24 protein-coding genes are annotated in these 25,249 nt (G+C 44.0%); 15 read left to right on the plus strand and 9 right to left on the minus strand.

Features of this window, described 5'->3' with window-relative positions; genetic code table 11:
* Positions 1-53: 53 nt before the first annotated feature.
* The gene (locus tag HC752_RS03285) at positions 54-2,318 is read right to left on the minus strand and encodes a tetratricopeptide repeat protein (protein WP_190333684.1); all 2,265 of its coding nucleotides are present in this window, start codon (positions 2,316-2,318) and stop codon (positions 54-56) included.
* A 28-nt stretch (positions 2,319-2,346) separates the two neighbouring features.
* The gene (gene queF / locus HC752_RS03290) at positions 2,347-3,192 is read right to left on the minus strand and encodes an NADPH-dependent 7-cyano-7-deazaguanine reductase QueF (RefSeq protein ID WP_190333686.1); all 846 of its coding nucleotides are present in this window, start codon (positions 3,190-3,192) and stop codon (positions 2,347-2,349) included.
* 101 nt (positions 3,193-3,293) lie between these two features.
* Between queF and syd the strand changes: the two genes are divergently transcribed.
* A complete protein-coding gene (gene syd, locus HC752_RS03295; protein ID WP_190333688.1) occupies positions 3,294-3,848 on the plus strand; it encodes a SecY-interacting protein in 555 nt (184 codons plus the stop codon).
* A 5-nt stretch (positions 3,849-3,853) separates the two neighbouring features.
* Positions 3,854-4,627, plus strand: coding sequence for a Zn-ribbon-containing protein (locus tag HC752_RS03300; RefSeq protein WP_190333690.1), 774 nt, complete (start codon positions 3,854-3,856; stop codon positions 4,625-4,627).
* A 203-nt stretch (positions 4,628-4,830) separates the two neighbouring features.
* On the opposite strand, the gene HC752_RS03305 is transcribed toward HC752_RS03300, so the two are convergent.
* The 4 genes from HC752_RS03305 to HC752_RS03320 form a co-directional block, all read right to left on the minus strand.
* The gene (locus tag HC752_RS03305) at positions 4,831-5,277 is read right to left on the minus strand and encodes a YaiI/YqxD family protein (protein WP_190333692.1); all 447 of its coding nucleotides are present in this window, start codon (positions 5,275-5,277) and stop codon (positions 4,831-4,833) included.
* Entirely contained in the window at positions 5,274-5,576 is a 303-nt protein-coding gene (locus tag HC752_RS03310; protein WP_190333694.1) for a hypothetical protein, read from the minus strand. The genes HC752_RS03305 and HC752_RS03310 overlap by 4 nt, the downstream gene beginning before the upstream one ends.
* A gap of 784 nt (positions 5,577-6,360) precedes the next feature.
* A complete protein-coding gene (locus HC752_RS03315) occupies positions 6,361-6,660 on the minus strand; it encodes a DUF3301 domain-containing protein (protein ID WP_190333696.1) in 300 nt (99 codons plus the stop codon).
* A 21-nt stretch (positions 6,661-6,681) separates the two neighbouring features.
* Complete coding sequence (locus HC752_RS03320; RefSeq protein ID WP_190333698.1) at positions 6,682-7,719, minus strand: DUF3549 family protein; 1,038 nt, start codon at positions 7,717-7,719, stop codon at positions 6,682-6,684.
* An 82-nt stretch (positions 7,720-7,801) separates the two neighbouring features.
* Between HC752_RS03320 and HC752_RS03325 the strand changes: the two genes are divergently transcribed.
* Together HC752_RS03325 and truC are read left to right on the plus strand one after the other, a co-directional pair.
* The gene (locus tag HC752_RS03325) at positions 7,802-8,119 is read left to right on the plus strand and encodes a YqcC family protein (protein ID WP_190333700.1); all 318 of its coding nucleotides are present in this window, start codon (positions 7,802-7,804) and stop codon (positions 8,117-8,119) included.
* Entirely contained in the window at positions 8,104-8,838 is a 735-nt protein-coding gene (gene truC / locus HC752_RS03330) for a tRNA pseudouridine(65) synthase TruC (RefSeq protein WP_190333855.1), read from the plus strand. Before HC752_RS03325 ends, truC begins: the two co-directional genes overlap by 16 nt.
* 121 nt (positions 8,839-8,959) lie before the next feature.
* Here the strand turns inward: truC and HC752_RS03335 are convergent, their stop codons facing one another.
* From HC752_RS03335 to map, 3 genes are all read right to left on the minus strand, one after another.
* Complete coding sequence (locus HC752_RS03335; RefSeq protein ID WP_190333702.1) at positions 8,960-9,343, minus strand: DUF3461 family protein; 384 nt, start codon at positions 9,341-9,343, stop codon at positions 8,960-8,962.
* Between the two features lie 179 nt (positions 9,344-9,522).
* Positions 9,523-12,147, minus strand: a complete 2,625-nt coding sequence (gene glnD, locus HC752_RS03340; protein ID WP_190333703.1) for a bifunctional uridylyltransferase/uridylyl-removing protein GlnD — start codon at positions 12,145-12,147, stop codon at positions 9,523-9,525.
* A 100-nt stretch (positions 12,148-12,247) separates the two neighbouring features.
* Entirely contained in the window at positions 12,248-13,126 is an 879-nt protein-coding gene (map, locus tag HC752_RS03345; protein ID WP_190333704.1) for a type I methionyl aminopeptidase, read from the minus strand.
* A 404-nt stretch (positions 13,127-13,530) separates the two neighbouring features.
* Between map and rpsB the strand changes: the two genes are divergently transcribed.
* The 11 genes from rpsB to lpxD all read left to right on the plus strand — a co-directional run bounded on the left by rpsB (position 13,531) and on the right by lpxD (position 25,142).
* Positions 13,531-14,265 (plus strand): 30S ribosomal protein S2, encoded by a 735-nt coding sequence (gene rpsB, locus HC752_RS03350; protein WP_190333705.1) that lies wholly within the window; start codon positions 13,531-13,533, stop codon positions 14,263-14,265.
* 148 nt (positions 14,266-14,413) lie between these two features.
* Entirely contained in the window at positions 14,414-15,256 is an 843-nt protein-coding gene (tsf, locus tag HC752_RS03355; RefSeq protein WP_190333706.1) for a translation elongation factor Ts, read from the plus strand.
* A gap of 182 nt (positions 15,257-15,438) precedes the next feature.
* Entirely contained in the window at positions 15,439-16,167 is a 729-nt protein-coding gene (gene pyrH, locus HC752_RS03360) for a UMP kinase (RefSeq protein WP_190333707.1), read from the plus strand.
* A 48-nt stretch (positions 16,168-16,215) separates the two neighbouring features.
* Positions 16,216-16,773: a ribosome recycling factor gene (frr, locus tag HC752_RS03365; protein WP_190333708.1), complete on the plus strand. Its 558-nt coding sequence runs from the start codon at positions 16,216-16,218 to the stop codon at positions 16,771-16,773.
* Positions 16,774-16,869: 96 nt separating this feature from the next.
* Complete coding sequence (locus HC752_RS03370; RefSeq protein WP_190333709.1) at positions 16,870-17,622, plus strand: isoprenyl transferase; 753 nt, start codon at positions 16,870-16,872, stop codon at positions 17,620-17,622.
* A 15-nt stretch (positions 17,623-17,637) separates the two neighbouring features.
* Positions 17,638-18,480, plus strand: a complete 843-nt coding sequence (locus HC752_RS03375) for a phosphatidate cytidylyltransferase (RefSeq protein ID WP_190333710.1) — start codon at positions 17,638-17,640, stop codon at positions 18,478-18,480.
* 57 nt (positions 18,481-18,537) lie between these two features.
* Entirely contained in the window at positions 18,538-19,746 is a 1,209-nt protein-coding gene (gene ispC, locus HC752_RS03380) for a 1-deoxy-D-xylulose-5-phosphate reductoisomerase (protein WP_190333711.1), read from the plus strand.
* Positions 19,743-21,101, plus strand: a complete 1,359-nt coding sequence (gene rseP, locus HC752_RS03385; protein WP_190333712.1) for a sigma E protease regulator RseP — start codon at positions 19,743-19,745, stop codon at positions 21,099-21,101. The genes ispC and rseP overlap by 4 nt, the downstream gene beginning before the upstream one ends.
* Before the next feature lie 62 nt (positions 21,102-21,163).
* Positions 21,164-23,590: an outer membrane protein assembly factor BamA gene (bamA, locus tag HC752_RS03390; RefSeq protein WP_190333713.1), complete on the plus strand. Its 2,427-nt coding sequence runs from the start codon at positions 21,164-21,166 to the stop codon at positions 23,588-23,590.
* A 16-nt stretch (positions 23,591-23,606) separates the two neighbouring features.
* The gene (locus HC752_RS03395; RefSeq protein ID WP_190333714.1) at positions 23,607-24,116 is read left to right on the plus strand and encodes an OmpH family outer membrane protein; all 510 of its coding nucleotides are present in this window, start codon (positions 23,607-23,609) and stop codon (positions 24,114-24,116) included.
* Between the two features lie 6 nt (positions 24,117-24,122).
* A complete protein-coding gene (gene lpxD, locus HC752_RS03400; RefSeq protein ID WP_190333715.1) occupies positions 24,123-25,142 on the plus strand; it encodes a UDP-3-O-(3-hydroxymyristoyl)glucosamine N-acyltransferase in 1,020 nt (339 codons plus the stop codon).
* The last annotated feature ends 107 nt before the right edge of the window (positions 25,143-25,249 follow it).

Consider the following 25,249-nt stretch of genomic DNA (forward strand, 5'->3'; position numbering starts at 1 on the left):
AATAACAAAAAACGAAATAAGGTCACTTTAATCAGGAGTTAAGTGCTCACTTATCACTCGGATAGTGTCAATTTTTTGATGTCATCCTCATTTTGGCATGATGATTGGACTTTTATTAACCCTTGGTTTAATGCTTGCTTACATGCAAGTCGAATATTATCGGTCGCAAAACTTGCCGCTGGAGCATTTTCAATCGCTCGTAAATAGACCCATTGGCTTTCGTCGCTATTTTTTTCTATTCCACGAGCAAGGTTTGTTGACAGCAGTAATATATCTATTAACTCCTGATCGTTAATCGCTGTATATGCTCTAGGTAAGAAGGGATAATCTGCCATACCTACGTGAACTTTGCGCGATATTTTTCTCTCCGGCTCAAATTCTGAGATCCAGCTGCAAATCTTATCGAACATTTGTTGCGGTTCGGTTGCAGTCTTAGTATTAGGCTCAACATAAAGAAACATGGCATCTGAAAAATGATAAAGACGGGCTGGTCTGCTGACTTTTGATTTTATAAAGTCTCCGAAAGATCTCTCAAGCTCTAGTCCTGCTTGGTAGCCTAGCTCAAGGTATGTGCTACGCAAAAAGGATAAGTCAAACATCACGAAGCGTAGTCGGTCACTGAAAGGTTCACTGATTAGCTCACCTAACTGCCATTGTTCGAAAGTCGCGCTACTGCGAGCCAATGAATTCTGTAGTTTTTTATTGAGTAGTCTCAAATTTTGAAGCCCAGAACGAGCGTGAGTATACAAATCGAGTCTAAGTGCTTTCACTTCGCCTTTTAATTTGTCTATTACATAACCACGTCTTAAAACAAATAGTACCAATAGCACGGTGATGACAAATAAACCAAACGCTGTATTTTGGAATTTTCTAAATTCTTGTTGCGCTATTTTGAGCTCTTCTTCCAGCCCTTTGTAATGTAAAGATTGCTCAATGATGTCCTTTTGCTGCTTTAACACATCTTCATTGATTTCATTCAACCTTCTTTGCTGGTTGGCGTTAAGAATAGAAGACTTCTTGAGTGCATTTAATGCTTCTATGAAATCGCCGTTTTGTTCATATGCAGCCGATAGCACTCGATAGGATTGCAATAAAATAAGATCGTCGGATAAATCTTGACCAATTGAGAGTGCGTCTCTTGCATTATTTAACGCTGTTGAAGTTTGTTCTTGTTGCAGTGCCAAACTGGCAGTGAGTAATAAAGAACGCGCTTTAAGTGGTTTTATTTGAGTGTAATTGACTAAGTTTTTTGCTTGGTCTAAATATCGTTCTGATAACGTAAAGTTAAATAACTGTAAATAAGTGTCAGCGATGCTTAATCTTAATTCAATCGCATCGTGAATGTCTCGTGCTAAGTATTCATTATCGAGTACGTTAAAATAACGTACTAATGCGAGATTATACTTTCCTTGCAAGAAATATATATCCGCCATTTGTTTAATTACATCGCCTAAAATCTTCGATTGTTCATAATTTCGGTAGAAATCTGCAGAGCGAGCTAGGTGTTCTAGAGCTTTGTCAAGAACTTGACGCTGCTTAAATAACTGGGCAAGTTGATAGTTTGCTTTTGCTAATTCTCGGCTTCTATCTTTTTCTATTGCCATCCAGTATCCGGTAAGTAATTCTGTTAACGCTAAATCGTACGATTTGTAACGTAAATAGTGTTTACCTAACTCGATATGGTAATTAATGACCGTGTCGATCCGCGTCATTTTGGTTAGGATTTCGAATGCGGTTTTATATTCCAACTCGGCATCAACACGGTCCCCTTCAAGGGAAGCGATTTCACCTTTGAGCATCGCCAATCTAAATTGGAGGTCGGTAATAAGGCTTGAGGTGGTATGTGGCTGGAGAAGTTCTTGCTCGACTTTCTGGATGATAGGCAATGCTTTTTTTATGTCTCCAGTTTGCAGCCAGAGAAGCTCCGCTCTTAAAAGCAGAGTTTCAAGAGCTATCAGTGGTAGATCATAGTTGTTGGCGAGCCTTTCCGCATTTTCCAAGTGTAAAAATGCGTTGCGAGGATCGCCTAGTGAAATTTCCACTTTCGCGAGAATTTGTAGAGCATCAATACTGCTGCTGGGCGTACGTAAAGAGTTGTCGGTCTCTTCTCTGGGGATGGCTGACGGTCCCTTAGGGGAGGCGTCAGTCAACTTGCGTTGGCTGAGAAACTTGGTGGCGATTTTCTTGGATTTTTTCGGGTCGACTTCAACCAAATTGGCGGCTTCATTGAGAACCGGCGATGTGTAGAGCTTTGCCAATGCGGTCTGGCTTTGCAGCAATATGGCAAAAAGCAGCCCCGACCAACCAAAAAATTTCATTCCTTTGTACTCCAGGCTTAAATCGCTTCTATTGTCTTGCTAGGCGCAGGTTGTTGTTCGGTCTCGATTGTTCTGTCGAACGATAAGGGTTGATATCTAATCCGCCGCGTCTTGTGTATCTGGCAAACACCGTTAATGAGGTTGGGGTGCAGTATTTTTGAATGTCTGTAAAAATGCGTTCAACGCATTGCTCGTGAAACTCATTGTGTTCACGGAAAGAGATAAGGTAGCGTAACAGAGATTCACGGTTAATTTTATTCCCTGTGTACTGAATGGATACACTGCCCCAATCGGGTTGATTGGTGATTAAGCAGTTTGATTTGAGCAGGTTGCTGACTAAGGTTTCAGATACATGTTCGTCAGAGACCGAGCCCTGAAGTAATGTGGGGTCAAACTCATAATGTTCAATCTTAATGTCTTGACCGTCGATGCATTCGCCACGGAAACTAACGATAGGTTGGTCATCATAAAACGTGACAGGGTTGATGATGACGTCCACGGGTTCACCTGCACACTCAGACAAATCTTTCAGTAGGGCTTTCTTGACATCGTCCCAATGACTGAATCGAGTTTGGTTAAAGCTGTTCAAATACAGCTTGAACGATTTGGATTCAATCAGGTTTGGGCTGGTGGCAGGAAGTACCACCTCACCTATTGCAACTTGTGGAAGCCCATTTTCGTTGAGCCAAGAGAGCTCGTATAATGTCCAGATATCAACCCCAGTAAAAGGCAGGTCATCTGTTAATTGGATATCATTACGGTTTAGGCTACGAGGAACGCCTTGTAATAGAGAAGGGTCATATTGGCTGCTGTATTCTGTTTTTTGTCCAAGAGTTAAACCAGCCAGTTCTTCGGCGTTCGAATATTTGCTCATACTTGCTCTAAAAGATCGATTAGAATACCTCGGAGTTTACTTAATCCCTTTAATTCTGTCATCAGTCTATGACTGAGACAGTGAGTATCTAGGAGCAATCAATGTCTCAAAATGTTGCACGTGCTTTAAAGTCGTTCAGCGAATCCTTCGTATCTTCTTGGCAAGAGACGCACGCCAGTTTTCCAAAAAGTAAAGAACTGACGGGCATTCCTTCTCCTTGTATTGAAAAGCAAAGCGACGAGATTGTTGAGTGGCAACCTGTTTACCGAGAAGAGTGGGCAGATTTTAGCAATGTTGAAAGTGGTATTGAGCTGACGATTCATGACGACATAAAAGCCTTCTATAGCTGTCAGTTCTGTGGTGACATGGAAGCATTTTGGGATGATAAACCTTTAACTTTGCTTCAAGTGTGGAGTGAAGAGGATTTCCTGAGGTTGCAAGAGAATATTCTTGGTCATTTGGTGACGCAACGCAGGTTAAAGCTCAAGCCAACGGTATTCATTGGCTCTACCGATGCGGAAATGGATGTTATTTCAATCTGCAATCTAACGGGCGAAGTCATTTTTGAGCGTTTAGGAACGGATAAGAGAGACGTGTTGGCTTCATCTGTCGAAGAATTTTTGGTGCAATTGACGCCTGATGTGCAGTTAAGGTGACATAGATGTACATTACTGAACTGTCATTTGAAGTGTATCGCGATACATCCATGGGGGAAGTAGAGAGAGCGGTGAATTATGTGCTCGATTGTCTACGATACAACGGGCAAGTATTAGGTCGAGAACTCCCCGTTTCCATGGATGGTGCGATTTTTACCGCCCGCGTCGTTTGCCCCGAACCCAATAGTTTGCACCCGGATTTTTTCAGCCCTCAAGTCAAGCATGCCATGAGTATGTTGGCAGAGTCGGGGCTACTTCAGCCAAAGGTGAAAGTGATAGGTGAGGACATGAACTCTGATCCTAGTGACGGGTGCGGTGAGCGTGAATGGCAAATTCTTTATACCAGTTATCTGCATACGTGTTCGCCCATTCGGTGTGGTGAACATTTCCAACCCGTTCCTTTGTACCGATTGCCTGCTGTCGCGAATGGCGATCAAAAGCAAATCATCAAATGGCAGGAAGATTGGAGTGCGTGCGACCAGCTGCAAATGAATGGTTCTGTCGTCGAACACCCGTCTCTTTACGAAATTTCATCGAGTAAAAGTTTACTGTTTCGCCGAGGATGGGATTTATGCCGCCGAATTAACGTGGTAAGCGGGATCCCTACCTACCTATATATCTATCGTGTGGGTGGCAAAAGTAAAGAAGAAGAGCTGTCCAGAAAGTGCCCTAAATGTGAAGGCGATTGGAAGTTGGATGAGCCCGTTCATGGTGTATTCGATTTTAAGTGTGATGATTGCTTGTTAGTCAGTAATCTTTCTTGGGACTTTAAAGATTAATCGATAAATTGGTTTAAGAACCCGCCACGCAGTTGCGTGGCGTTTTTATTTGTTTGCACTTTAGCGCAGTTGGTATCGCCTATGCAGAGGAACGTCGCAAGGTTTGGGTGGTTCAATACTCTTAGTGCCATATGGACAGTATCATATGGAGTGAAGCCTTAAATAACCTAGCCATGGCTATGGAGTGGTCTCAATCAATAACATTAGCGGTGTTTGGCTAGAAATCGGTCCAAGTGGTTAGCGAATTCTCTTCTCTCTGTCTGCGAGAGTGCTGCTGGACCGCCAGTTTGTACTCCGCTAGAGCGCATTGTGTCCATAAAATCGCGAATATTCAGCCTGGCTTTTATGGTGTCTTTCGTAAACAGCTCTCCTCTTGGGCTTAAAGCCACGGCATGTTTGCTGATGACTTCATCGGCGAGAGGGATATCAGACGTGATAACGAGATCCTGCGCTTCCACTCTTTTTACAATTTCATCGTCAGCTATGTCAAAGCCGCTAGGCACTTGTAGGGCATGAATATTGTTTCGCTTTGGTAAAGGTATCGTGTGGTTAGCAACGAAAGTCGTGGTGATGCCTGTTCTTTCTGCGGCGCGTATGAGTGTGTCTCGGATGACCTTGGGACAGGCATCGGCGTCTACCCAGATTTTCATGATGATTGGCTCTCTAATTTTTCAATTCGTATCGTCAGATCGTCAATTTGCTTAGAAAACGTAACGATCTGCGCCTCTAATATAGCAACGCGATCATCGCTAGACGGTTCACTGATCCCAACTTCAACTTTTGGAACGTGAGATGAAGATTTCCAGCTTTTCATCGCAGCAATAATAGCAGGCATAGGAACTGGTGTTTTCATTCTCGCTTTCACTAAAGCGACAGTAGGGTCTTTGCCTTGGTCTGCCAGAGACTGAATAGCGGCTTCCAATTCCGCTGTAATGTCCTGAGTTTTCATTTTGAGATCCTTAAATTGCACTGGGCATATAGGTCAACAGACCTGAATGATTATGCGCTTATAGTATCGGTTCCAAGAAGTGTGCGCCAGCACTGGTTATTTACCGCAAGTGTAATGAAGGTGGTTGAGTGATTTGCTTGTTAGTTTGTAAGAGATCTCTTACAAGAGGTGTAGGAAATGCTTACTATTTATAATAGAGTATTATCCTTATTTTTTGTTAACATATTGTTATGAATTGATAATTAATTTAATGATATTTCTTCTCATAAAGAAATGTGAGATAGCTAAGTTGTTCTAAAAAGAGATAGTCGTAATCTGTTCTCTGTCGGAAGGATTCTGACACGGAACAGGACACAACCAAGGACTCGGTTATCTTCAGGAAGAAGATTTGATTATTCAGGATGAATGATCAGCATGGAGCGAAAGGACATTGAATGGACGCAATCGTTATCAGGAAGATGACGACAAAGGAAAGACAATGGACACCTCGAGGAAGAGGCAGGGAACGAACATCAGGATGATGTAAGGGACACCGCTCAGGGAACAAGTGAGTGCGCTAATCAGGAAGATTAGCAGATCAGGATAAGATCATGGACACCGCTAGGATGGCGATGAAAGGACTAAGCTGAAGGAACACAGCATACTATCAAGGATTTGATGCATGGAGCACTATTAGTAGCCGGATTGCTGCGAGTAAGACTACAGCCCCGATACGCGAGTATCGGGGCTTTTCTTTGTTTCAAGGTAAAGTTCGAGTCTTGGTGAGAATGGGTATACTGCGGCGTTACATCCTATAGGGCGGGATCTCAAAATGGCTTGCATGAAAGCCCACCATAGTGAGTTCTCCAATGTAGCAGTCGTCCCCCAGTGCCGAGAATTCAAACTGGTAAATGGTGTGCCAGCCAAATTTGCCTGTTTTATGGCGAAACTTGTGCCCTTTGAAAGAAACAGACAGCATTTGTATCTCTAGTTGCTTACAGCGATGGGCAACCATCTGTTTTGCCAGTTCAGACTGTCTGCGTTGTTGCCAGAACAACAAGCAAAAAAGAGTCACCAATATGATTGCGAACAGATTCCCTATCATTATTTCATCCTTTAGCTCTGCTTATTGAGAACGTGTGCTTTGCTGAAGCTTCAGTAATGCGGTTGCCAATTCTTGAGAGGGTGCATTGTGAAGTAAAGGCAGCAAGACCATTCGAAGTTCAGGCAACATGACGAGATCAGCAAATAGTTGATTGAACAGATTTTGATTTCCGGTTTGTGCTAGCCTTAGCAAAAAAAGACTGGCTCTTTCTGTATTCGCTAATGAAGACCAACTTCTTCCCGCAATCCCCACCAACACCTCTTGATGGCTTAACCTAGGGCTTTGCAAAATACAGTCGACAACTAAGCCAAGTGAGTCTGAAGACCCAGCCAGCGATCTCACGAGGGCCGATATTAGAAATAAGTCTGGCGTGTCCGACTGGCATTCAGACTGCGCTTTTTCCTGTAAAGCTTTTCCAAGGTTATCAGGAAGCTCGCAGTGCTCAAGTACACCCAACAAGGCATAAAGGGGTTCGCTAGGTAACTGGTGAAGCGCTTTTTTAAGCATCACCCCATTTTGACCCGTCCCAAGCCGAGCGCAGATGTCTGCGATGCCTTGTAATCCAATTGTTTGCCAGTTATTCCAGCCTAATCCACCCGAGAAGTAGTGCTGCGCATGTTCATAGTATTGGCTTGTTGGCATTGACAGTTTGGCTCGGACTTGGCTGTGAAAAACCGCCATTTTGTCTTCTGAAGGCTTGAAGGTGTAGGGATTGTTAGAAAGCTTTTCCTGTTGCTCTTCACTCAGATCCCCTCCCAACCGTGTTCCCATGGCTTCAATAACGTATTTAATGAAATGACCTACATCAGCCTGTTTGAGTAGCCCTCGTTCATCCAATTCAAACTTCAAAAACCAAATCCAAGGCTGTTTCGATTCATTCCAGTAGGCTATCGCAATATGGGCCTTGCGCTGCATTGGGAAAGGGTAGGCTTGCTGTCCCAATTCCGCTTTCGCAAATGTGCTGGGCTCGATTTTAGTAATGCGGCGACCTAAATCGAAAACTTGGTACTCACAATGACTGTTGTTGAGAAGCTGGGTAAGGGTATGAATGGTGTCCATGGACTGACTTGTTATCCTGTATGTCTTTAGCCAATAGATGGTACTCTATGGGCAATTTTCAAGGCCATTTGAAACGAAATAGATGAATACTGCTCGAATATCGATCCTTATCGAGAATCTTAAATCCGCTCTGCAACAAGAAAACCTTTGGGATTCGATGCCTCCTTCGACTGAGACGCTCGCCAGCCAGCAACCTTTCGCCTACGACACATTGGAGCCACAGCAGTGGTTGCAGTGGGTATTCGTTACTCGGTTCGAGGCTATGATTGCCTCTAATCAACCTTTACCTTCTACGGTACAGCTTTTACCGTATTTCGAGGAGGTTTGGAAAGAAGACGCATCAAAAATAAAAGTGTTAACGGTTATTTCTGACATTGATGAGGCATTTGCATCGTGCTAGAGATTTTATTTCAAGATGAATATTTGGTTGCTGTCAATAAACCAGCAGGAATGTTGGTTCACCGCTCTTGGTTAGATAAACACGAAACCCAATTTGTGATGCAAACACTACGAGATCAAATTGGACAGCATGTGTTTCCATTGCATCGACTCGATAGACCGACTTCTGGTGTGTTGGTGTTTGCGCTGTCTAGTGATGTGGCGTCTGAAATGATGCCGATGTTTGCAAATCATGAAATGCAAAAAACCTATCACGCCATAGTCCGAGGATGGATAGAGCAGGGCGACACGCTGGATTACCCTCTGAAAGAAGAACTGGACAAAATTGCGGATAAATTTGCAGATAAAAACAAAGAAGCCAAAGAGGCGATCACGGTTTATCGACCACTTGGCAAAGTAGCCATTCCGCTTTCGACTGGGCGTTTTCCAACCACTCGTTATGGGCTAGTAGAAATGAAACCTAAAACAGGTCGGAAGCATCAGCTGCGCCGTCATATGGCGCACTTAAGACATCCGATCGTGGGCGATACATCCCACGGCGACGGCAAACATAACCGCCTATTTCGAGATCATTATGATGCGCATCGCCTGCTTCTTCATGCGTCCGAGTTGTCGTTTGTTCATCCCTATACCAAGGAAAAACTGGTGTTAAAGGCAAAGTTTGATGATGTTTGGGAAAGGTTATTAGCGGAGTTTGGTTGGACTGAGCTGTTCGTTTGATTTGTTTGTACAGCCGTTCTGCACTCTACAAGCAGTGCATAAAAAGATAAGAGGGCAGCAATCCCTCTTATCTTTTGTTGACTATTATTTGACATGCATTTATTTGACATGCATTTGTCGTTTACTTTAGCTTATCGAGATCGGCTTCGATTTCAGCGATTTTGCTTGAGACCACTTTCTCTAAGTGACGAAGATCGGATAAGATTTTCTCTTTCACATCCACTTCAACCAATTTTTCAGGCTTAGTGATGGTATTCAACTCATCAATCACGAGCGTTAAGTTGCGATTTATTTCGGTTACTTCTTTGTATTGATGACTCCCACTGTCGATCAACACATTTTTACGCTGTCTTGGGTATTTGAACTTAACGCTTTTAGCAAAAAGCTCGCCCTTTTGCTTTTTAAAATAGATCTTAAGTATATCTTTTTGCGATTCTTGTCGAAGAGAGTAACGTTCGATCTGTTTTGGATCTTGAATACCTAATCCAGTGAGGTTTGGATACATAGAGCACCTCGTGATAGCCAATGAATAGTAAATCAGTTCAATATTCATCAAGCTAGAGAATGAATAAACTGATTGAGTCCTGTTCAACCTTAGCAGCTATTGATAGGTCAGACAGACGTTTGGGTAGAGAGTGTGGGCGAGATCGCGATAAACCAAATCTCGCCCTTTTATCGCTTTAGTTAGTGATGCTGAAGCTCACTCACGCTTTCTATCAACTTGGTTTTTAACTCGTTTTGCTCTTCTTCACTTAAAGGACCGCCATTGGGTGAGGTGAGAATAAATAAGTCTTCTGCTCGCTCACCTATGGTGATGATTTTAGCCGCGTGAAGGTTTATTCCCAATTCAGCAAAGGTGGCACCAACGTTCGCCAATAAACCCGGTGTGTCTAAGGCGACAAATTCCATCAATGTGCGCTTTCGTGTTTTGGTGGGAATAAAATCGACACGGGTTTTGACATTAAAATGCATCAGTTGCTTTGGCGTCCGGCGAGCTTTTGAGTTCGCCACGTCGTTTTCGCTGAGGATATTTTCTAAATGACGAACCATATTGGCGTGCCGATTTTCATCTATTAACTCACCATGGTGGTCTAATACAATAAATGTGTCTAGAGCGTAACCATCTTTGCTTGTCATAATTTGCGCGTCATGAACACTAAAGTTACGTCTGTCGAGCTCGCCAACGACGTTGGCAAAAAGGTTAGGGAGATCTTTTGAATAAATGAACACTTCTGTACCGCCACGAGTGGCTTCTTTACTCAGTAATACCAACGGTTGTTCTTTAGATTCTAACCTCAGAAGATGCTCTCCGTGCCAAGCGATTTGTTTATGGGTGTGGCGAAGGAAGTAGTCTGCCTTGAAACGTTGCCATAACACCTCAATTTCTCGGGCGGTGAAGCCTTCTTTTCTTAACATAGCAGACGCTAAATGTTGGTTATGACGGATTCGGTCTCGGACATCGACAGGGTTTTCTAAACCGCGACGAAGCGCTCGCTGGGAAGAGTAGAACAATTCAGCAAGCAGTGTCCGCTTCCAACTGTTCCAAAGTTCGGGGTTGGTTGCACAAATGTCTGCAACCGTTAGACATACCAAAAACTCTAGGTACTCTTCGTCGCGAACTTTTTTTGCAAATCCTGTGACCACTTCAGGGTCATAGATATCGCGTCTTTGAGCAGTGACAGACATCAATAGATGGTGCTTGACCAGCCAAGAAACCAGCTTGGATTCCGGTTTCGACAATCCGTGTTCAATGCAAAAATCGTACGCTTCTACTGCACCAATTTCAGAGTGATCGCCTCCACGCCCTTTCCCTATGTCGTGAAAAATAGCCGCAATGATCAGCAATTCCTTTTTCTGTATTCGCGGATACACTTCGCAGCAAATAGGGTGTTTCGCGTGGTTTTTGGCAAAACTAAAGGTGTGGATATGCTTGAGTAACCGCATACTGTGCTCGTCTACCGTATAGACGTGGAACAAATCGAACTGCATTTGCCCAACAATTTGGCTCCACTGTGGCAAATAAGCTGACATCACGCCTAACCGATGCATTAAACTGAACGCTTTATGTAAAGCATTCGGATGGCGGACTAAGTCCATGAACTTTTCACGCGCTTCGGGAATAGTATGCAAAAACTTGTTCAATCGGCGGCGAGCGGTTCGAAGCTGGCGCATGGTTGCGGGGGCGACGCCTTCAATGGAGGAATCATTCGCAATGTGCAAAAACATATCCAGAATAGTTTCAGGGCGAGCTTGAAATAATGCGGGTTTTCGGGCTTCGATGAGGGGACCTCGGCGTTGAAAATCGGCATCCAGAATGTCTGCGGGAAGCTGCTCGCCTTTGTTGATGATCGCTTGGTCAAAAAGCTTGAGCAGCATTTTGTTGAGCTCCGCTACGCGCCTTAATGTGCGGTAGAACTCTTTCATCATCATTTCGATGGGTTTATTGCCTTCCCCCGTAAATCCTAGATGTTCAGCAACTTGGAGTTGGTGAGCAAACGTTAAACGGTTATCGTAGCGTTTCAGCTCTATGTGCAATGCAAAACGCACTCGCCATAGGTAATCTTGACACTCTAATAGTTCACGATATTCAGCGTCGGTGAGAAATCCGTAGCGGCTCATTTCGAATAACGAAGTCGCACCAAAGTGACGCCTAGCCACCCAGCTTAGCGTATGGATGTCACGAAGCCCGCCGGGGCTCGATTTGATATCGGGCTCTAGGTTATAGGTGGTATCGTGAAAGCGTGCGTGCCGTTGTTTCTGCTCTTGAATTTTCGCTTGATAGAAGACTTCGCTAGGCCAAAAGGTTTCGGAATGAATAAGCATCTTTAAGCGGTGGAATGCGTCTTCACAGCCGCAAATTAGCCTTGCCTCTTGCAGGTTTGTGGCAACAGTTAAGTCGCCTTTCCCTACTTCTTCACATTCGGCTACGGTTCTTACGCTGTGACCGACTTCCAATCGTAAATCCCAAAGCAGTGTAATGAATTCACTGACTTTCGTTTTTACTTCATCCTGAAGTGGAGAGCCGTTCAAAATCAGAATATCGATATCGGAAAGCGGGTGTAATTCGCCACGACCATATCCGCCAACGGCGACGAGGCTGAGTTTCTCTATGTGATCGAAACCATAGTACTCCCAAAGGCGAGTAAGCAGCATGTCCATATATTCGCTGCGACCGAGAACCAGGTCAGTGACAGGGTGGTGCGATAGAAACTCTTCTTTTTGGTCTCTGGAAAAACGCTCCAGCTCATGGCGTAGATTGTCAAGATTCATGGCAGAATCTTTAAGCGATAAAGGGGATTGAAATGTCATCCAAGCGTTCCGTGCTAACTGTTATGGTTTAACTTTAACAATTGATACTTAAGTTTTCGAATTCTGCAAAAGAAAAATCCCAGCGATGCTGGGATTTGAGTTATTTGTTCACCATGTGTCGAGGAATGCTCTCATCACTTCGTAGGGTAAGAACTTCACAACCGTCCTTTGTTACTAGAATGGTGTGTTCCCATTGTGCGGAGTTTTTGCCGTCGCCAGTGTAAACCGTCCAGTCATCCTCCGAGTCAACACTGCATCCAAATTTACCTGCATTAATCATAGGTTCAATGGTAAAGCACATGCCTTCTTTCAGTTTGCGGTTGTCGGTGTTCTTATAGTGAACCACCTGAGGCTCTTCATGGAACTCGCTGCCAATACCGTGCCCGCAGAAATCCTTCACAATGGAGTATTTCATACGAGGATTTTTCTTGTTGTTGTCTTTTATAAACTTATCGATCGCCGTACCAAGTTCACCAACCGTTGTACCGGGTTTTACTTTGCGCATAGCAACATAAAGGGCTTCTTGAGTCACAGTACATAAACGCTTGTCGGCGGCTGAAACTTCGCCCACATAGAACATTCTTGAGGTATCGCCGTGGTATCCTTTAGGTCTCACGCTTAAGTCGGCATCTTTATCTTCTGGGATAATAACTGTGACATCGATGTTAATGACATCACCGTCCTTCAAAATGGCTGGCTTGCTCTTACCCGTAGAGCCGATTTCATCTTTTGATGCAGGGATCCCGTGGCAGACAATGTGATTAATTGAAGTACAGATAGATTTTGGGAAACCGTGGTAATCCAGTGGCGCTGGATACGCATTGTTTTCCAGAATGTAATCGTGACAAATACGGTCAATTTCTTCGGTTGTGATACCGGGTTTGACGTGTGGCTCTATCATTTCCAAAACACTCGAAGCCAATTTGCAGGCAGCGCGCATTTTCTCGATTTCTTCTGCGGTTTTAATTTTAATAGACATCGTCTTTCTCGAACTTATTAATGCAATCGCTGCATTCTATCAGTGGGTTGTCCGACACGCAAAGGTCGTTGCGCTGGGTTTACAGCAGGGGAAGTGATGTTCATTGCACTTCATTCAACGTTTAATTTTGGCTCAAAGGTTGGTGGGCATAGACCTCATGGTTACTTTCAAAAGGATAGGCAATCAAATTTCTGCTAGCCAAAATAGTGTTTTTTATGGTATAAAGCGCGCCGGAATTAAGAACAGTTATCTCCATTTGGCGAAGCGGTTTTTGGGTCCAATTATATTTTCTTTAAATCACACACATACCGACACATGATCCGGGGTGCTCACTTACTTTTATTGAAGAAGTTGAGTCGGACGCATGGGGTATGTGGAGGCCTAACCCCATAGAGGAATTTAAAATGGCAACTGTATCAATGCGCGATATGCTTAAAGCTGGTGTTCACTTTGGTCACCAAACTCGTTACTGGAACCCAAAGATGAAGCCATTCATCTTCGGTGCTCGTAACAGAGTTCATATCATCAACCTAGAAAAAACGGTACCAATGTTCAACGATGCACTAGCTGAGCTAGGCAAAGTTGGCGAGAAGAAAGGTAAAGTTCTTTTTGTAGGTACTAAGCGCGCTGCATCTGAAGCGGTAAAAGAAGCGGCTATCGCTAGCAACCAATACTACGTAAACAACCGTTGGTTGGGTGGCATGCTAACGAACTACAAAACTGTTCGTCAGTCAATCAAGCGTCTGAAAGAACTTGAAGCACAAGCTCAAGACGGTACTTTCGACAAACTAACTAAGAAAGAAGCTCTAATGCGTACTCGTGAAATGGAGAAGCTAGAGAAATCGCTTGGTGGTATCAAAGACATGGGCGGTCTACCTGACGCACTATTCGTTATCGACGCTGATCACGAGCACATCGCCGTTCGCGAAGCAAACAACCTAGGTATCCCTGTATACGCAGTTGTTGATACTAACTCTGACCCAGACGGTGTTGACTTCATTATCCCAGGTAACGATGACGCAATCCGTGCAGTTCAACTTTACCTAAACGCTGCAGCTTCTGCTGTAACCGAAGGTCGTAACCAAGACGTAGCTGCTGCAGTTGCTGAAAAAGACGGTTTCGTAGAAGAAGCGGAATAATAACGGCTCTGAGTCACACTTAGCCCTATAGATTAACGAGCTGTAATAGGCAAAAAAAGTTAAATATAAGCTAAGTTATAGTTACAATCGGGGGCCGTTATCGAGCCCCTGATTTTTACCATATCCAGAATCAACTGAGGAATAGAGAATGGCTGTTACTGCTGCTCTAGTAAAAGAACTGCGCGACCGTACTGGCGCAGGTATGATGGAATGCAAGAAAGCGCTTGTTGAAACTGACGGCGATATCGAACTAGCAATCGAAAATATGCGTAAATCAGGTGCTGCTAAAGCTGCTAAGAAAGCAGGTAACGTAGCGGCTGAAGGCGCAATCATTATCAAAGAAACTGACGGCTTTGCTGTTCTTCTTGAAGTGAACTGTCAGACTGACTTCGTTGCTAAAGATGCTAACTTCACATCGTTTGCAAACGACGTTGCTGAGGCAGCTCTTGCTTCTAAAGCTACTGCAGAAGAACTACAAGCTCAATTCGAGGAAACTCGTGTTGCTCTAGTCGCTAAAATCGGCGAAAACATCAACATCCGTCGTGTTCAATACGTTGAAGGCGTTGCACTGGCTTCTTACCGTCACGGTGAGAAAATTGGTGTTGTTGTTGCAGGTGAAGGCGATGCTGAAACTCTTAAGCACGTTGCAATGCACGTAGCGGCTTCTCGCCCAGAGTACGTTAACCCAGAAGACGTACCTGCAGACGTAGTTGAGAAAGAGAAAGCCGTTCAAGTTGAAATCGCAATGAACGAAGGCAAGCCTGCGGAAATCGCTGAGAAGATGGTTGTTGGTCGCATGAAGAAATTCACTGGCGACATCTCTTTGACTGGTCAGGCTTTCGTTATGGAACCTAAGAAATCGGTAGGCGAAGTTCTTAAAGAGAAAGGCGCTACAGTAACTAACTTCGTACGTTTAGAAGTGGGTGAAGGTATCGAGAAAGCGGAAGAAATGAGCTTCGCTGACGAAGTAGCTGCGGTACAAAAAGGTTAATCCTTAGCGTATTGTATAAAAAAAGACCGTGGCCAAGGCTGCGGTCTTTTTACGAACAAAATACTAAGTTATAAACGAACTCAGTGAGTGAAGAATCGTCATGAATGCACGTTGGAATCAACGTAAATGCAATTTGTATTCATGACTGTTAATCAACAACTCTCATTTGGAAGGTAGACTCCATGACAACTAACCCTAAGCCAGCGTATCAACGTATTCTGTTAAAACTGAGTGGTGAAGCTCTTCAAGGTGAAGAAGGTTTTGGTATTGACCCTGCGGTACTAGACCGTATGGCTCAAGAAGTAAAAGAACTGGTTGAACTGGGTGTTCAAGTGGGTGTGGTCATCGGTGGTGGTAACTTGTTCCGTGGTGCAGGATTAGCTGAAGCTGGTATGAACCGCGTTGTTGGTGACCATATGGGAATGCTAGCGACAGTAATGAATGGTCTTGCGCTGCGTGATGCTCTTCACCGTGCGTACGTCAATGCGCGCGTAATGTCGGCGATTCCTTTGAAAGGTGTATGCGACGATTACAATTGGGCAGATGCTATTCGTGAACTACGCCAAGGTCGCGTCGTGATATTTTCGGCGGGAACGGGTAACCCATTTTTTACTACCGATTCTGCTGCCTGTTTGCGCGGTATTGAAATTGAAGCGGATGTTGTTCTTAAAGCGACTAAAGTTGATGGCGTATTTACTGCGGATCCAGTGGCAAACCCTGAAGCAGAGCTGTATGATGACCTATCGTTTAGTGAAGTTCTTGAAAAAGAACTGAAAGTAATGGACTTAGCGGCATTTACACTGGCACGTGACCACAAAATGCCGATCCGTGTATTCAATATGAACAAGCCAGGCGCTCTACGTCGCGTGGTAATGGGTGAAGCCGAAGGTACGCTAATCAGCGAAATCTAATCATTGGCAGCCAAAAACACTCTTATTAAGAAATATTAAGGTGAAATTGTGATTAACGAAATCAAAAAAGATGCACAAGAGCGCATGGATAAAAGCGTTGAAGCGCTAAAGAACAACCTATCGAAAGTACGTACAGGTCGCGCTCACCCAAGCTTGCTGTCTAACATCAGCGTAGAATACTACGGTGCGCCAACACCTCTCAACCAGATTGCAAACGTGATTGCTGAGGATTCTCGTACGCTTGCTATTACCGTTTTTGATAAAGAGCTAACACAAAAAGTAGAAAAAGCGATCATGCAATCGGATCTTGGTCTGAACCCAATGTCTGCCGGTTCCGTAATCCGTGTTCCTCTTCCACCACTAACGGAAGAACGCCGTAAAGACTTGGTAAAAATCGTTCGTGCTGAAGCGGAAGGTGGTCGCGTTGCTATTCGTAACATCCGTCGTGATGCAAACAGTGAACTTAAAGCCCTTCTGAAAGAGAAAGAAATCTCAGAAGATGAAGATCATAAAGCACAAGATGAAATTCAAAAGCTAACTGATGCTGCCGTTAAGAATGTTGATGATGTTCTTGCCGCAAAAGAAAAAGAGTTGATGGAAGTGTAATATCACTTACACTTTTCTTTTTCGAAGCGCTGTGCTCACAGCACAGCGCTTTTTTTATGCTATTATCTCAACCCCATTAGATTCAATGAACTTCCTATGCTGAACACTCAAGTCTATCCAGACGCATTCCCTAAACATATCGCGATCATTATGGACGGCAATGGCCGATGGGCAAAAAAGCAAGGTAAGCCTCGCGTTTTTGGTCATAAAGCAGGGGTAGATTCAGTGAGAAAAACCATTTCAGCCGCTTCTCGATTAGGAATCAAAGCTGTCACTCTATTTGCCTTCAGTAGTGAAAACTGGCGTCGTCCGGCAGAGGAGGTTAGTTTGTTGATGGAGCTGTTTATTACGGTTTTGTCCAAAGAGGTAAAGCGCCTGCACAAGAATAATCTTAGATTAAGAGTGATAGGTGATATCAGCCGATTTAATCAACGATTGCAAAAAAAAATTGCAGAAGCAGAAAGCCTGACAAAAGACAACGAAGGTATGGTTGTTAATGTGGCGGCCAATTATGGTGGGAAATGGGATATCACCCAAGCTATTCAAAAAATCGCGACTGAAGCCAAAGAGGGTGTTCTAGACCCAGCTGAAATCAATGAAGATTTGGTAACCTCTCATTTGACAATGTCTGACCTGCCTGAAGTTGACTTACTCATCCGCACCAGTGGTGAATGCCGGATCAGTAATTTTGTTTTATGGCAGATGGCATACGCTGAAATGTATTTTATTGATCAGCACTGGCCAGATTTTAATGAACAAAGCTTAGCAGATGCTGTGGCTTGGTTTGTTAATCGTGAGCGCCGTTTTGGTTGCACAGGCGAGCAGATTCAAGAAATTATGAATAGCTAACAAAGGATCATCAGCTTGAAACAAAGAATTATAACCGCGCTGATTCTGGCTCCATTAGTTGTATTAGGGATTTTTGAGCTCTCTATACCGCTATTTATTGCAGCGATTGCAGCAATTGTAGTAATTGGCTTTTGGGAGTGGACTCAATTTATTGAAACACCAAACCGCCTTAAAGCATTGATTCCTTCTCTCTCTGTGCTTGCGAGTTTATTTTATTTTTTGCCGTTTGAAACAACTGCTTTGCAGACGGTGCCGGGTGGTCATACCCTGATTCTGATCGCCGCAGGAATATGGTGGTTGACCTCCAGTGGGATGGCAATGACGTTCCCGAAATCATCAGCGATGTGGCAAGGTTCTAAGGCTCTGAGGCATGTATTTGGTCTACTGACACTGATTCCATTTTTAACATCCATTATCCTTTTGCGAAGTGTTGGCTATGATTCCGATCCTTACTATGGAGCCAAGCTTGTACTGTTTGTTTGCTTTTTAGTTTGGGCTGCTGATAGTGGAGCCTATTTTGCAGGTAAAACGTTTGGAAAACGTAAGATGGCTCCGAATGTAAGCCCAAATAAAACCATTGAAGGTTTAGTTGGCGGTATTATTACCGCATTGATCATTGGGTGGGGTGCGGCAAACTGGTTTGAACTCACCTTCCCAAGTCATGCCACAATGATATTCATCACTTTTACTACAGTTGTTATTTCAGTGTTAGGTGACCTCGTAGAAAGCATGTTTAAGCGGGTTTCAGGCATTAAAGATAGTGGCAATATTATTCCGGGGCATGGTGGTGTGCTAGATAGGATTGACAGTTTGACGGCCGCTTTTCCTGTTTTTGCCTTACTCTATTTCACGCTTTAGCGTAGTTAAAAGGCAAGGAAACTTGCCTTTTCATGTTCTGTATAACGGTTTTCTATAATGCAAAATATAACCATTCTTGGAGCAACAGGTTCAATTGGCGAAAGTACCTTAAAGGTCATCGCCCAAAACTCCGAGAAGTTCAACGTATTCGCTTTGGCAGCGGGTAGCAACGTTTCAAAAATGCATGAACTATGCACTCTTTGGCGTCCCTCGTACGCGGTTATGGCGAATGAAAACGCAGCGAAAATGCTCCGAGAGAAACTGTCCGCTTCTAATGAAAAAGTGACAGTGCTAAGTGGAAATGAAGGTCTCTGTGCTGTTTCTTCAATGAATGAAGTGGATATGGTCATGGCGGCAATCGTTGGAGCGGCTGGATTAATTCCTACGATGTCAGCGATTCAAGCGGGTAAGAAGGTATTACTCGCCAACAAAGAGGCGCTGGTCATGTCTGGTCAGCTTTTTGTTGATGCTGTGGAGAAGTACGGTGCGCAGTTGTTGCCCGTAGACAGCGAGCATAATGCAATATTTCAGTGCCTCCCTAAAGAGGTTCAAGTTCGACTAGGAAAATGCAATCTTGCGGAGTCGGGCATTTCATCTATTTTGCTTACTGGTTCTGGTGGTCCTTTCCGTTATTCCGATATCGCGACGCTCGCTAACGTCACCCCCAAAGAAGCTATTGCGCATCCAAATTGGTCTATGGGACCAAAAATTTCGGTTGATTCGGCTACCATGATGAACAAAGGTCTCGAATACATTGAAGCTAGGTGGTTATTCAACACCGCGCGCGAACAGCTTAAAGTGGTGATACATCCTCAGTCGGTTATTCATTCTATGGTGCAGTATTGTGATGGTTCTGTATTGGCCCAGATGGGCGAACCCGATATGGCGACGCCCATTGCTTACTCCATGTCTTACCCTGAACGGATTTGCGCAGGTGTGCAGCCTCTCGATTTTACTAAAGTGGGTGAACTGACGTTTCTAGAGCCCGATTTTGAGCGTTACCCCTGCCTTAAATTAGCCATAGAAGCTTGTTATACGGGGCAACATGCCACAACTGGTTTAAATGCGGCAAATGAAATAGCGGTGGATGCGTTTTTGAAAAGCAGAATTAAATTTACGGATATAGCTGCTGTCAACGACCAGGTTTTATCTAAGCTATGTGGTCTGCAGCAAAACCTTGAAGTAGATTGCTTGGAAAGCTTATTAGAGCTGGATAGAATGGCGCGTACTTTTGCGTATGAATATGTAGGTAAGCGAACAATATGACGGGTATTTTGTGGAATTTAGTATCGTTTATCGTCGCCCTTGGGGTGTTGGTTGCTGTACATGAATATGGGCACTTCTGGGTAGCGCGACGCTGTGGAGTAAAGGTTCATAAGTTTTCGATAGGGTTTGGTAAGTCTATCTGGAGCAAAATTGGTCAGGATGGAACAGAGTACAGCCTATCAATTATCCCACTTGGCGGTTATGTCAAAATGCTTGACGGACGAGTTGATTCGCTCAAGGAAGAAGAAAAAGAACAAGCCTTTGATAGCAAATCGCTGTGGCAAAGGAGTGCAATAGTAGGGGCGGGTCCGGCATTTAACTTTATTTTTGCCCTGTTTGCCTATTGGGTTGTTTTTATTATCGGTGTCCCTGCAATTAAGCCTGTAATGGGAGAAATAGCCCCCAATTCCATCATTGCGCAAGCTGGAATTAAAAGTGGCATGGAACTAAAGTCTGTCGGAGGAATCAAAACCGCAGATTGGGAATCCGTTAACATGCAGCTTATCGCCCATATTGGTGATGATCAAATGACGATGACGGTGGCACCTGAAGGTGGTGTGGGATTGGAACAAACGTATACGCTTGATTTACGCGAGTGGCGTTTTAACCCCGAAACCGAATCGCCAATGAGAACATTGGGCTTCACGCCATTTCGTCCAGATACGACAACTAAAATTGCACATGTGGGCGATGGTGGAGCTGCAGATAAAGCTGGATTTGAAGTGGGCGATCAGCTTTTAGAGATCAATGGTCAGGTCGTATCGGCATGGCAACAAATGGTCGATGCCATTCAGGCAAACCCAAATCAGCCCATTAAAGTGTTGGTGGATCGTAACGGTATTGATGTTCAGTTAGAGCTGGTACCTGAGTCTAGGGACGCCAAAAATGGAACAACCAAAGGGTTTGCAGGCATTGCACCAGAAATAGGTGAATGGCCAGCAGATTATCGCTTTGACCTACAATATGGTGTTGTTGAATCCGTAGGTAAAGCTGTAGAGAAAACCGGACAAGTGATTTCTTTGACCTTCAGTTTATTGAAGAAATTGGTGGTTGGAGACGTTGGAATAGAAAACCTTAGTGGTCCGATATCCATTGCTAAAGGCGCAGGTACAACCGCTGATTATGGTTTGGTGTATTTCCTAGGTTTTCTTGCGTTAATCAGTATCAATCTAGGTATTATTAACTTAATGCCATTACCTATTTTAGATGGTGGTCATTTGCTATTTTTTGCGGTAGAAGCGATTATCCGTCGTCCTGTGCCAGAAAAGATTCAAGAAGTCGGTTATCGTTTGGGAGGCGCGATCATATTCTCTCTTATGGTAGTTGCATTGTTTAATGATTTTACTCGCCTTTGATATCACCTGATTGGTAGAAGATGGCAAAGAATAAGAAGTTGCAAGGAATAATCAGAATAGATATGGCGATCAAGCATTTATTGCTCACCTCTCTGTTGCTATCGAGCGCAGTGGTGAATGGTGCAGAAAAATTTGTCGTAGAAGACATCAAAATTGAAGGTCTACAGCGCGTAGCGTTGGGGGCTGCACTCCTCAAAATGCCTATTCGTATTGGTGATACGGTTGATCAGCAAGATGTGGCGAAGATCATCAAATCCTTATACGGCTCTGGGAATTATGAAAATGTCCGAGTGCTTAAAGACAAAAATGTACTGGTTATCGAGGTCAAAGAGCGGCCAACCATTGCGAATATCTCGTTCTCTGGTAACAAAGCCATTAAAGAGGAGCAACTCAAAGAAAACCTTGATGCTTCCGGGATTCGTATTGGTGAAGCACTGGATCGAACCACGCTAAGCAATATAGAAAAAGGGTTAGAAGATTTTTACTACAGCGTGGGTAAATACAACGCGGAAGTAAAAGCCGTTGTCACACCGTTGCCGCGGAATCGTTCCGACTTAAAGTTTGTGTTCACTGAGGGTGTTTCAGCGAAAATTCAGCAAATTAACTTCATCGGTAACTCGGTATTTAATGATGAAGATCTGCGTTCTCGCTTTAATCTAAGAGTGGACGTGCCTTGGTGGAATTTCTTAGCGGATGAGAAATACCAAAAGCAGGTACTGGCTGGGGACTTAGAGGCGCTTCGTACGTTTTATCTCAATCAAGGCTACTTGAAGTTCCAAGTCTCTGATACGCAGGTTTCAATTTCACCCGATAAGAAAGGCGTTTATATCACCCTGACACTGGATGAAGGTGAGCCTTATGCCGTTGAGTCTCTGACGTTTCGAGGTGATCTCATCGACAGGGAAACCGAATTCAATGAAATGGTTCCCTTTGCTGTTGGTGATATTTATGACGGTAGCGCGGTGACATCACTTGAAGAAAACGTCAAACGTATTTTGGGTGAGTCAGGCTATGCCTATCCTCAAGTCAGAACCATTCCTGAGTTTGACGATGAAAATAAGCGAGTTTCCCTTGTTGTGAATGTGGAGGCTGGCAAACGAATTTATGTTCGCGATATCCGATTTACAGGTAACAACGCAACACGTGATGAAGTACTGCGCCGTGAAATGCGTCAAATGGAAGGCAGTTGGTTAAACTCAAAAGCCATTGATACGGGTAAAAGTCGTTTGAATCGTTTGGGCTTTTTTGAAGCGGTCGATGTTCAAACGGTCCGAGTACCAGGCACAGAAGATCAAGTTGATTTAGTCTACAACGTGAAAGAGGCAAACTCAGGGAGCATTAACTTCGGGGTTGGCTACGGTACAGAATCGGGAATCAGTTTCCAGCTTGGTTTGCAGCAAGATAACTTTATTGGTAGTGGAAACCGAGTGGGTATTAACGCTTCGACGAACAAATTTCGTAAGAACGTGAGTCTTGAATACCGTGATCCATACTGGAACCTTGATGGGGTAAGTTTGGGCGGTAAGATTTTCTACAATCAGTTCGAAGCATCGGAGGCGGGGATTGTTGACTACACCAACGAAAGTTACGGAACACGTTTAACTTGGGGTTTCCCATTTGACGAACTGAACTTTTTTGAGATTGGTGCCGGTTACACGCACAACCGAATTTCCAACCTAGATGAATACGTACAAATTGAAAAGTTTTTACAAGCGCAAAAAGACAATTTGGATGAAAATGATCGAAGCCTAAACGTGGACGACTTTGATTTTTCTTTGTCTTGGACGCGAAACAACCTGAACAGAGGTTTCTTCCCGACAGCAGGTAACCACCAACGCGCATTTTTCAAAATGACGGTACCAGGGTCAGATGTTCAGTACTTTAAACTCCAATACGATGTGAGGCAGTACTTCCCGCTGACAAAGAAGCATGAGTTTACTCTGTTATTGCGTGGTCGGTTAGGTTATGGAAATGGTTACGGTAAGAATGATGACAATGATAACTTGTTCCCATTTTATGAAAACTTCTACGCTGGCGGCTTTAGCTCGTTACGTGGATTCCGTTCTAACAGCGCAGGTCCTAAGGCTGTGTACAATGAAAACCAAACGGGTGGTAATAATTCTCAGTATACAGTGACCGACGACGCTGTCGGGGGGAATGCGATTGCACTTGCGAGTATGGAACTGATCTTCCCAACTCCATTTGCATCAGATGAAGCACGTAGTCAAATACGCACCAGTGCATTTATTGATGTGGCAAGTGTGTGGGATACAGAATTTGACTACCTTGATCCAGACACAGGTGTCAGTGCGGGTGGTTCTTATTACTATGATTACTCCGACCCGACAAATTATCGTATGTCTGCAGGTGTCGCCTTACAATGGATGTCACCTATGGGACCATTGGTCTTCTCACTTGCGAAGCCAGTCAAAATGTACGAAGGGGATAAAGATGAAGTCTTTACCTTTACCATCGGTCATACATTCTAATATTTAGGAGAGAATTTTGAAAACAACGTTAAAAGCAGCTGCACTTAGCCTAGCCGTACTAGGGACTTCCTTTTTTGCTCATGCAGCGGAAGCGGCTCAAAAAGTAGGTTACGTGAATACCGCACAGATTTTCCAGGCTCTCCCTCAGCGTGAATCCGTGTTACAAATGCTTCAGGCAGAATTTAAAGACCAAAATGCGGAGCTACAATCACTTGAAGCAAAGCTAAAAACGAAAATTGAGCAAGGTCGCCGTGATGGGGAGCTGTTAGGTGAAGATGGTCTCCGCAAACTGCAGATTGAAATCAGTCAATTGCAGGCAGAGTATAAAATTAAAGCGCAATCACTTGAGCAAAGTGGTCAAAAGCGTGAAGCGGAAGAAAGACAAAAACTACTGAAACTGATTCAAGATACCATTGCTAAAGTGGCAGAAAAAGAAGGGTTTGATGTGGTGATTGACGCAACAGCACTTCAGTATGCAAAACCTGAATTGAATCTATCAAAAAAAGTAATTGAACAACTTAAATAAGAATATATGACAACATTAACCCTTGCAGAAATCGCGAAAATTGCAGGTGGTGAGTTACGCGGAGACGGCACCATTGTCGTTTCCGAGTTTGCTGCCGTGGACAAAGCTGGTCAAGGTCAGCTTTCTTTCCTTTCTAGTTCCAAGTATCGAAAATCACTCAGTGAATGTAAAGCGGATGCCATTTTACTTCGAGAGATTGATTTGGAGTATTACTCGGGTAATTCGATCGTTGTAGACGATCCATATGTAGCCTACGCTCGCATTGCCCAAGTGCTCGATACCACACCTTCACCGGCCTCTAATATTCATAAAACAGCGGTTATTGACGAATCGGCTTCGTTAGGTGAAAACGTCTCTGTTGGAGCCTATGCGGTGATTGAATCTGGCGTGTCTCTAGGAGACAACGCAGTGATTGGAGCAGGATGTTTCGTTGGTAAAAACTCCTCGATTGGCTCAAACACCAAACTTTGGTCTAATGTTAGTGTGTATCACGGTGTGACTATCGGATCCGATTGTTTGATTCAAGCGAATACGGTTATTGGATCCGATGGATTTGGCAACGCTAACTACAAAGGCGAATGGATAAAGATACCTCAAGTTGGTGGTGTTCGTATCGGCGATCGTGTAGAGATCGGAGCATGTACCACCATTGACCGTGGTACACTGGACGATACGGTAATAGAAGGCAATGTTGTTTTGGATAATCAGATCCAAATTGCACATAACGTCTATATTGGCTACGGCACAGCGATAGCTGGTGCAACCGTTGTCGCAGGCAGCACGCACATTGGTAAATATTGCCAGATTGGTGGCGGTTCGGTGATCAACGGTCATATCACTATTGCTGACCAAGTTTTTGTCACAGGTATGGCCATGGTAATGAGAGACATCAAAGAAAAAGGTGTGTACTCGTCAGGGGTCCCTGTGCAACCCAATAAGGAATGGCGTAAAATGGTGCCACGTGTACACAAGATTGCAGAATTAGACAGAAGACTGAAATCTGTCGAGAAAGAGCTAAAATCCTGACACGAAACGTTTAACTTAAAGCCTGCGCACTGCGGGCTTTCATTCGTTTATCTAACGATGAATTGAATTTAAAAATTGATAGGAATATGACTTTGACTACTGAAAAG

The sequence above is a fragment of the Vibrio sp. S9_S30 genome, from assembly GCF_014694455.1.
Classification (GTDB): domain Bacteria; phylum Pseudomonadota; class Gammaproteobacteria; order Enterobacterales; family Vibrionaceae; genus Vibrio.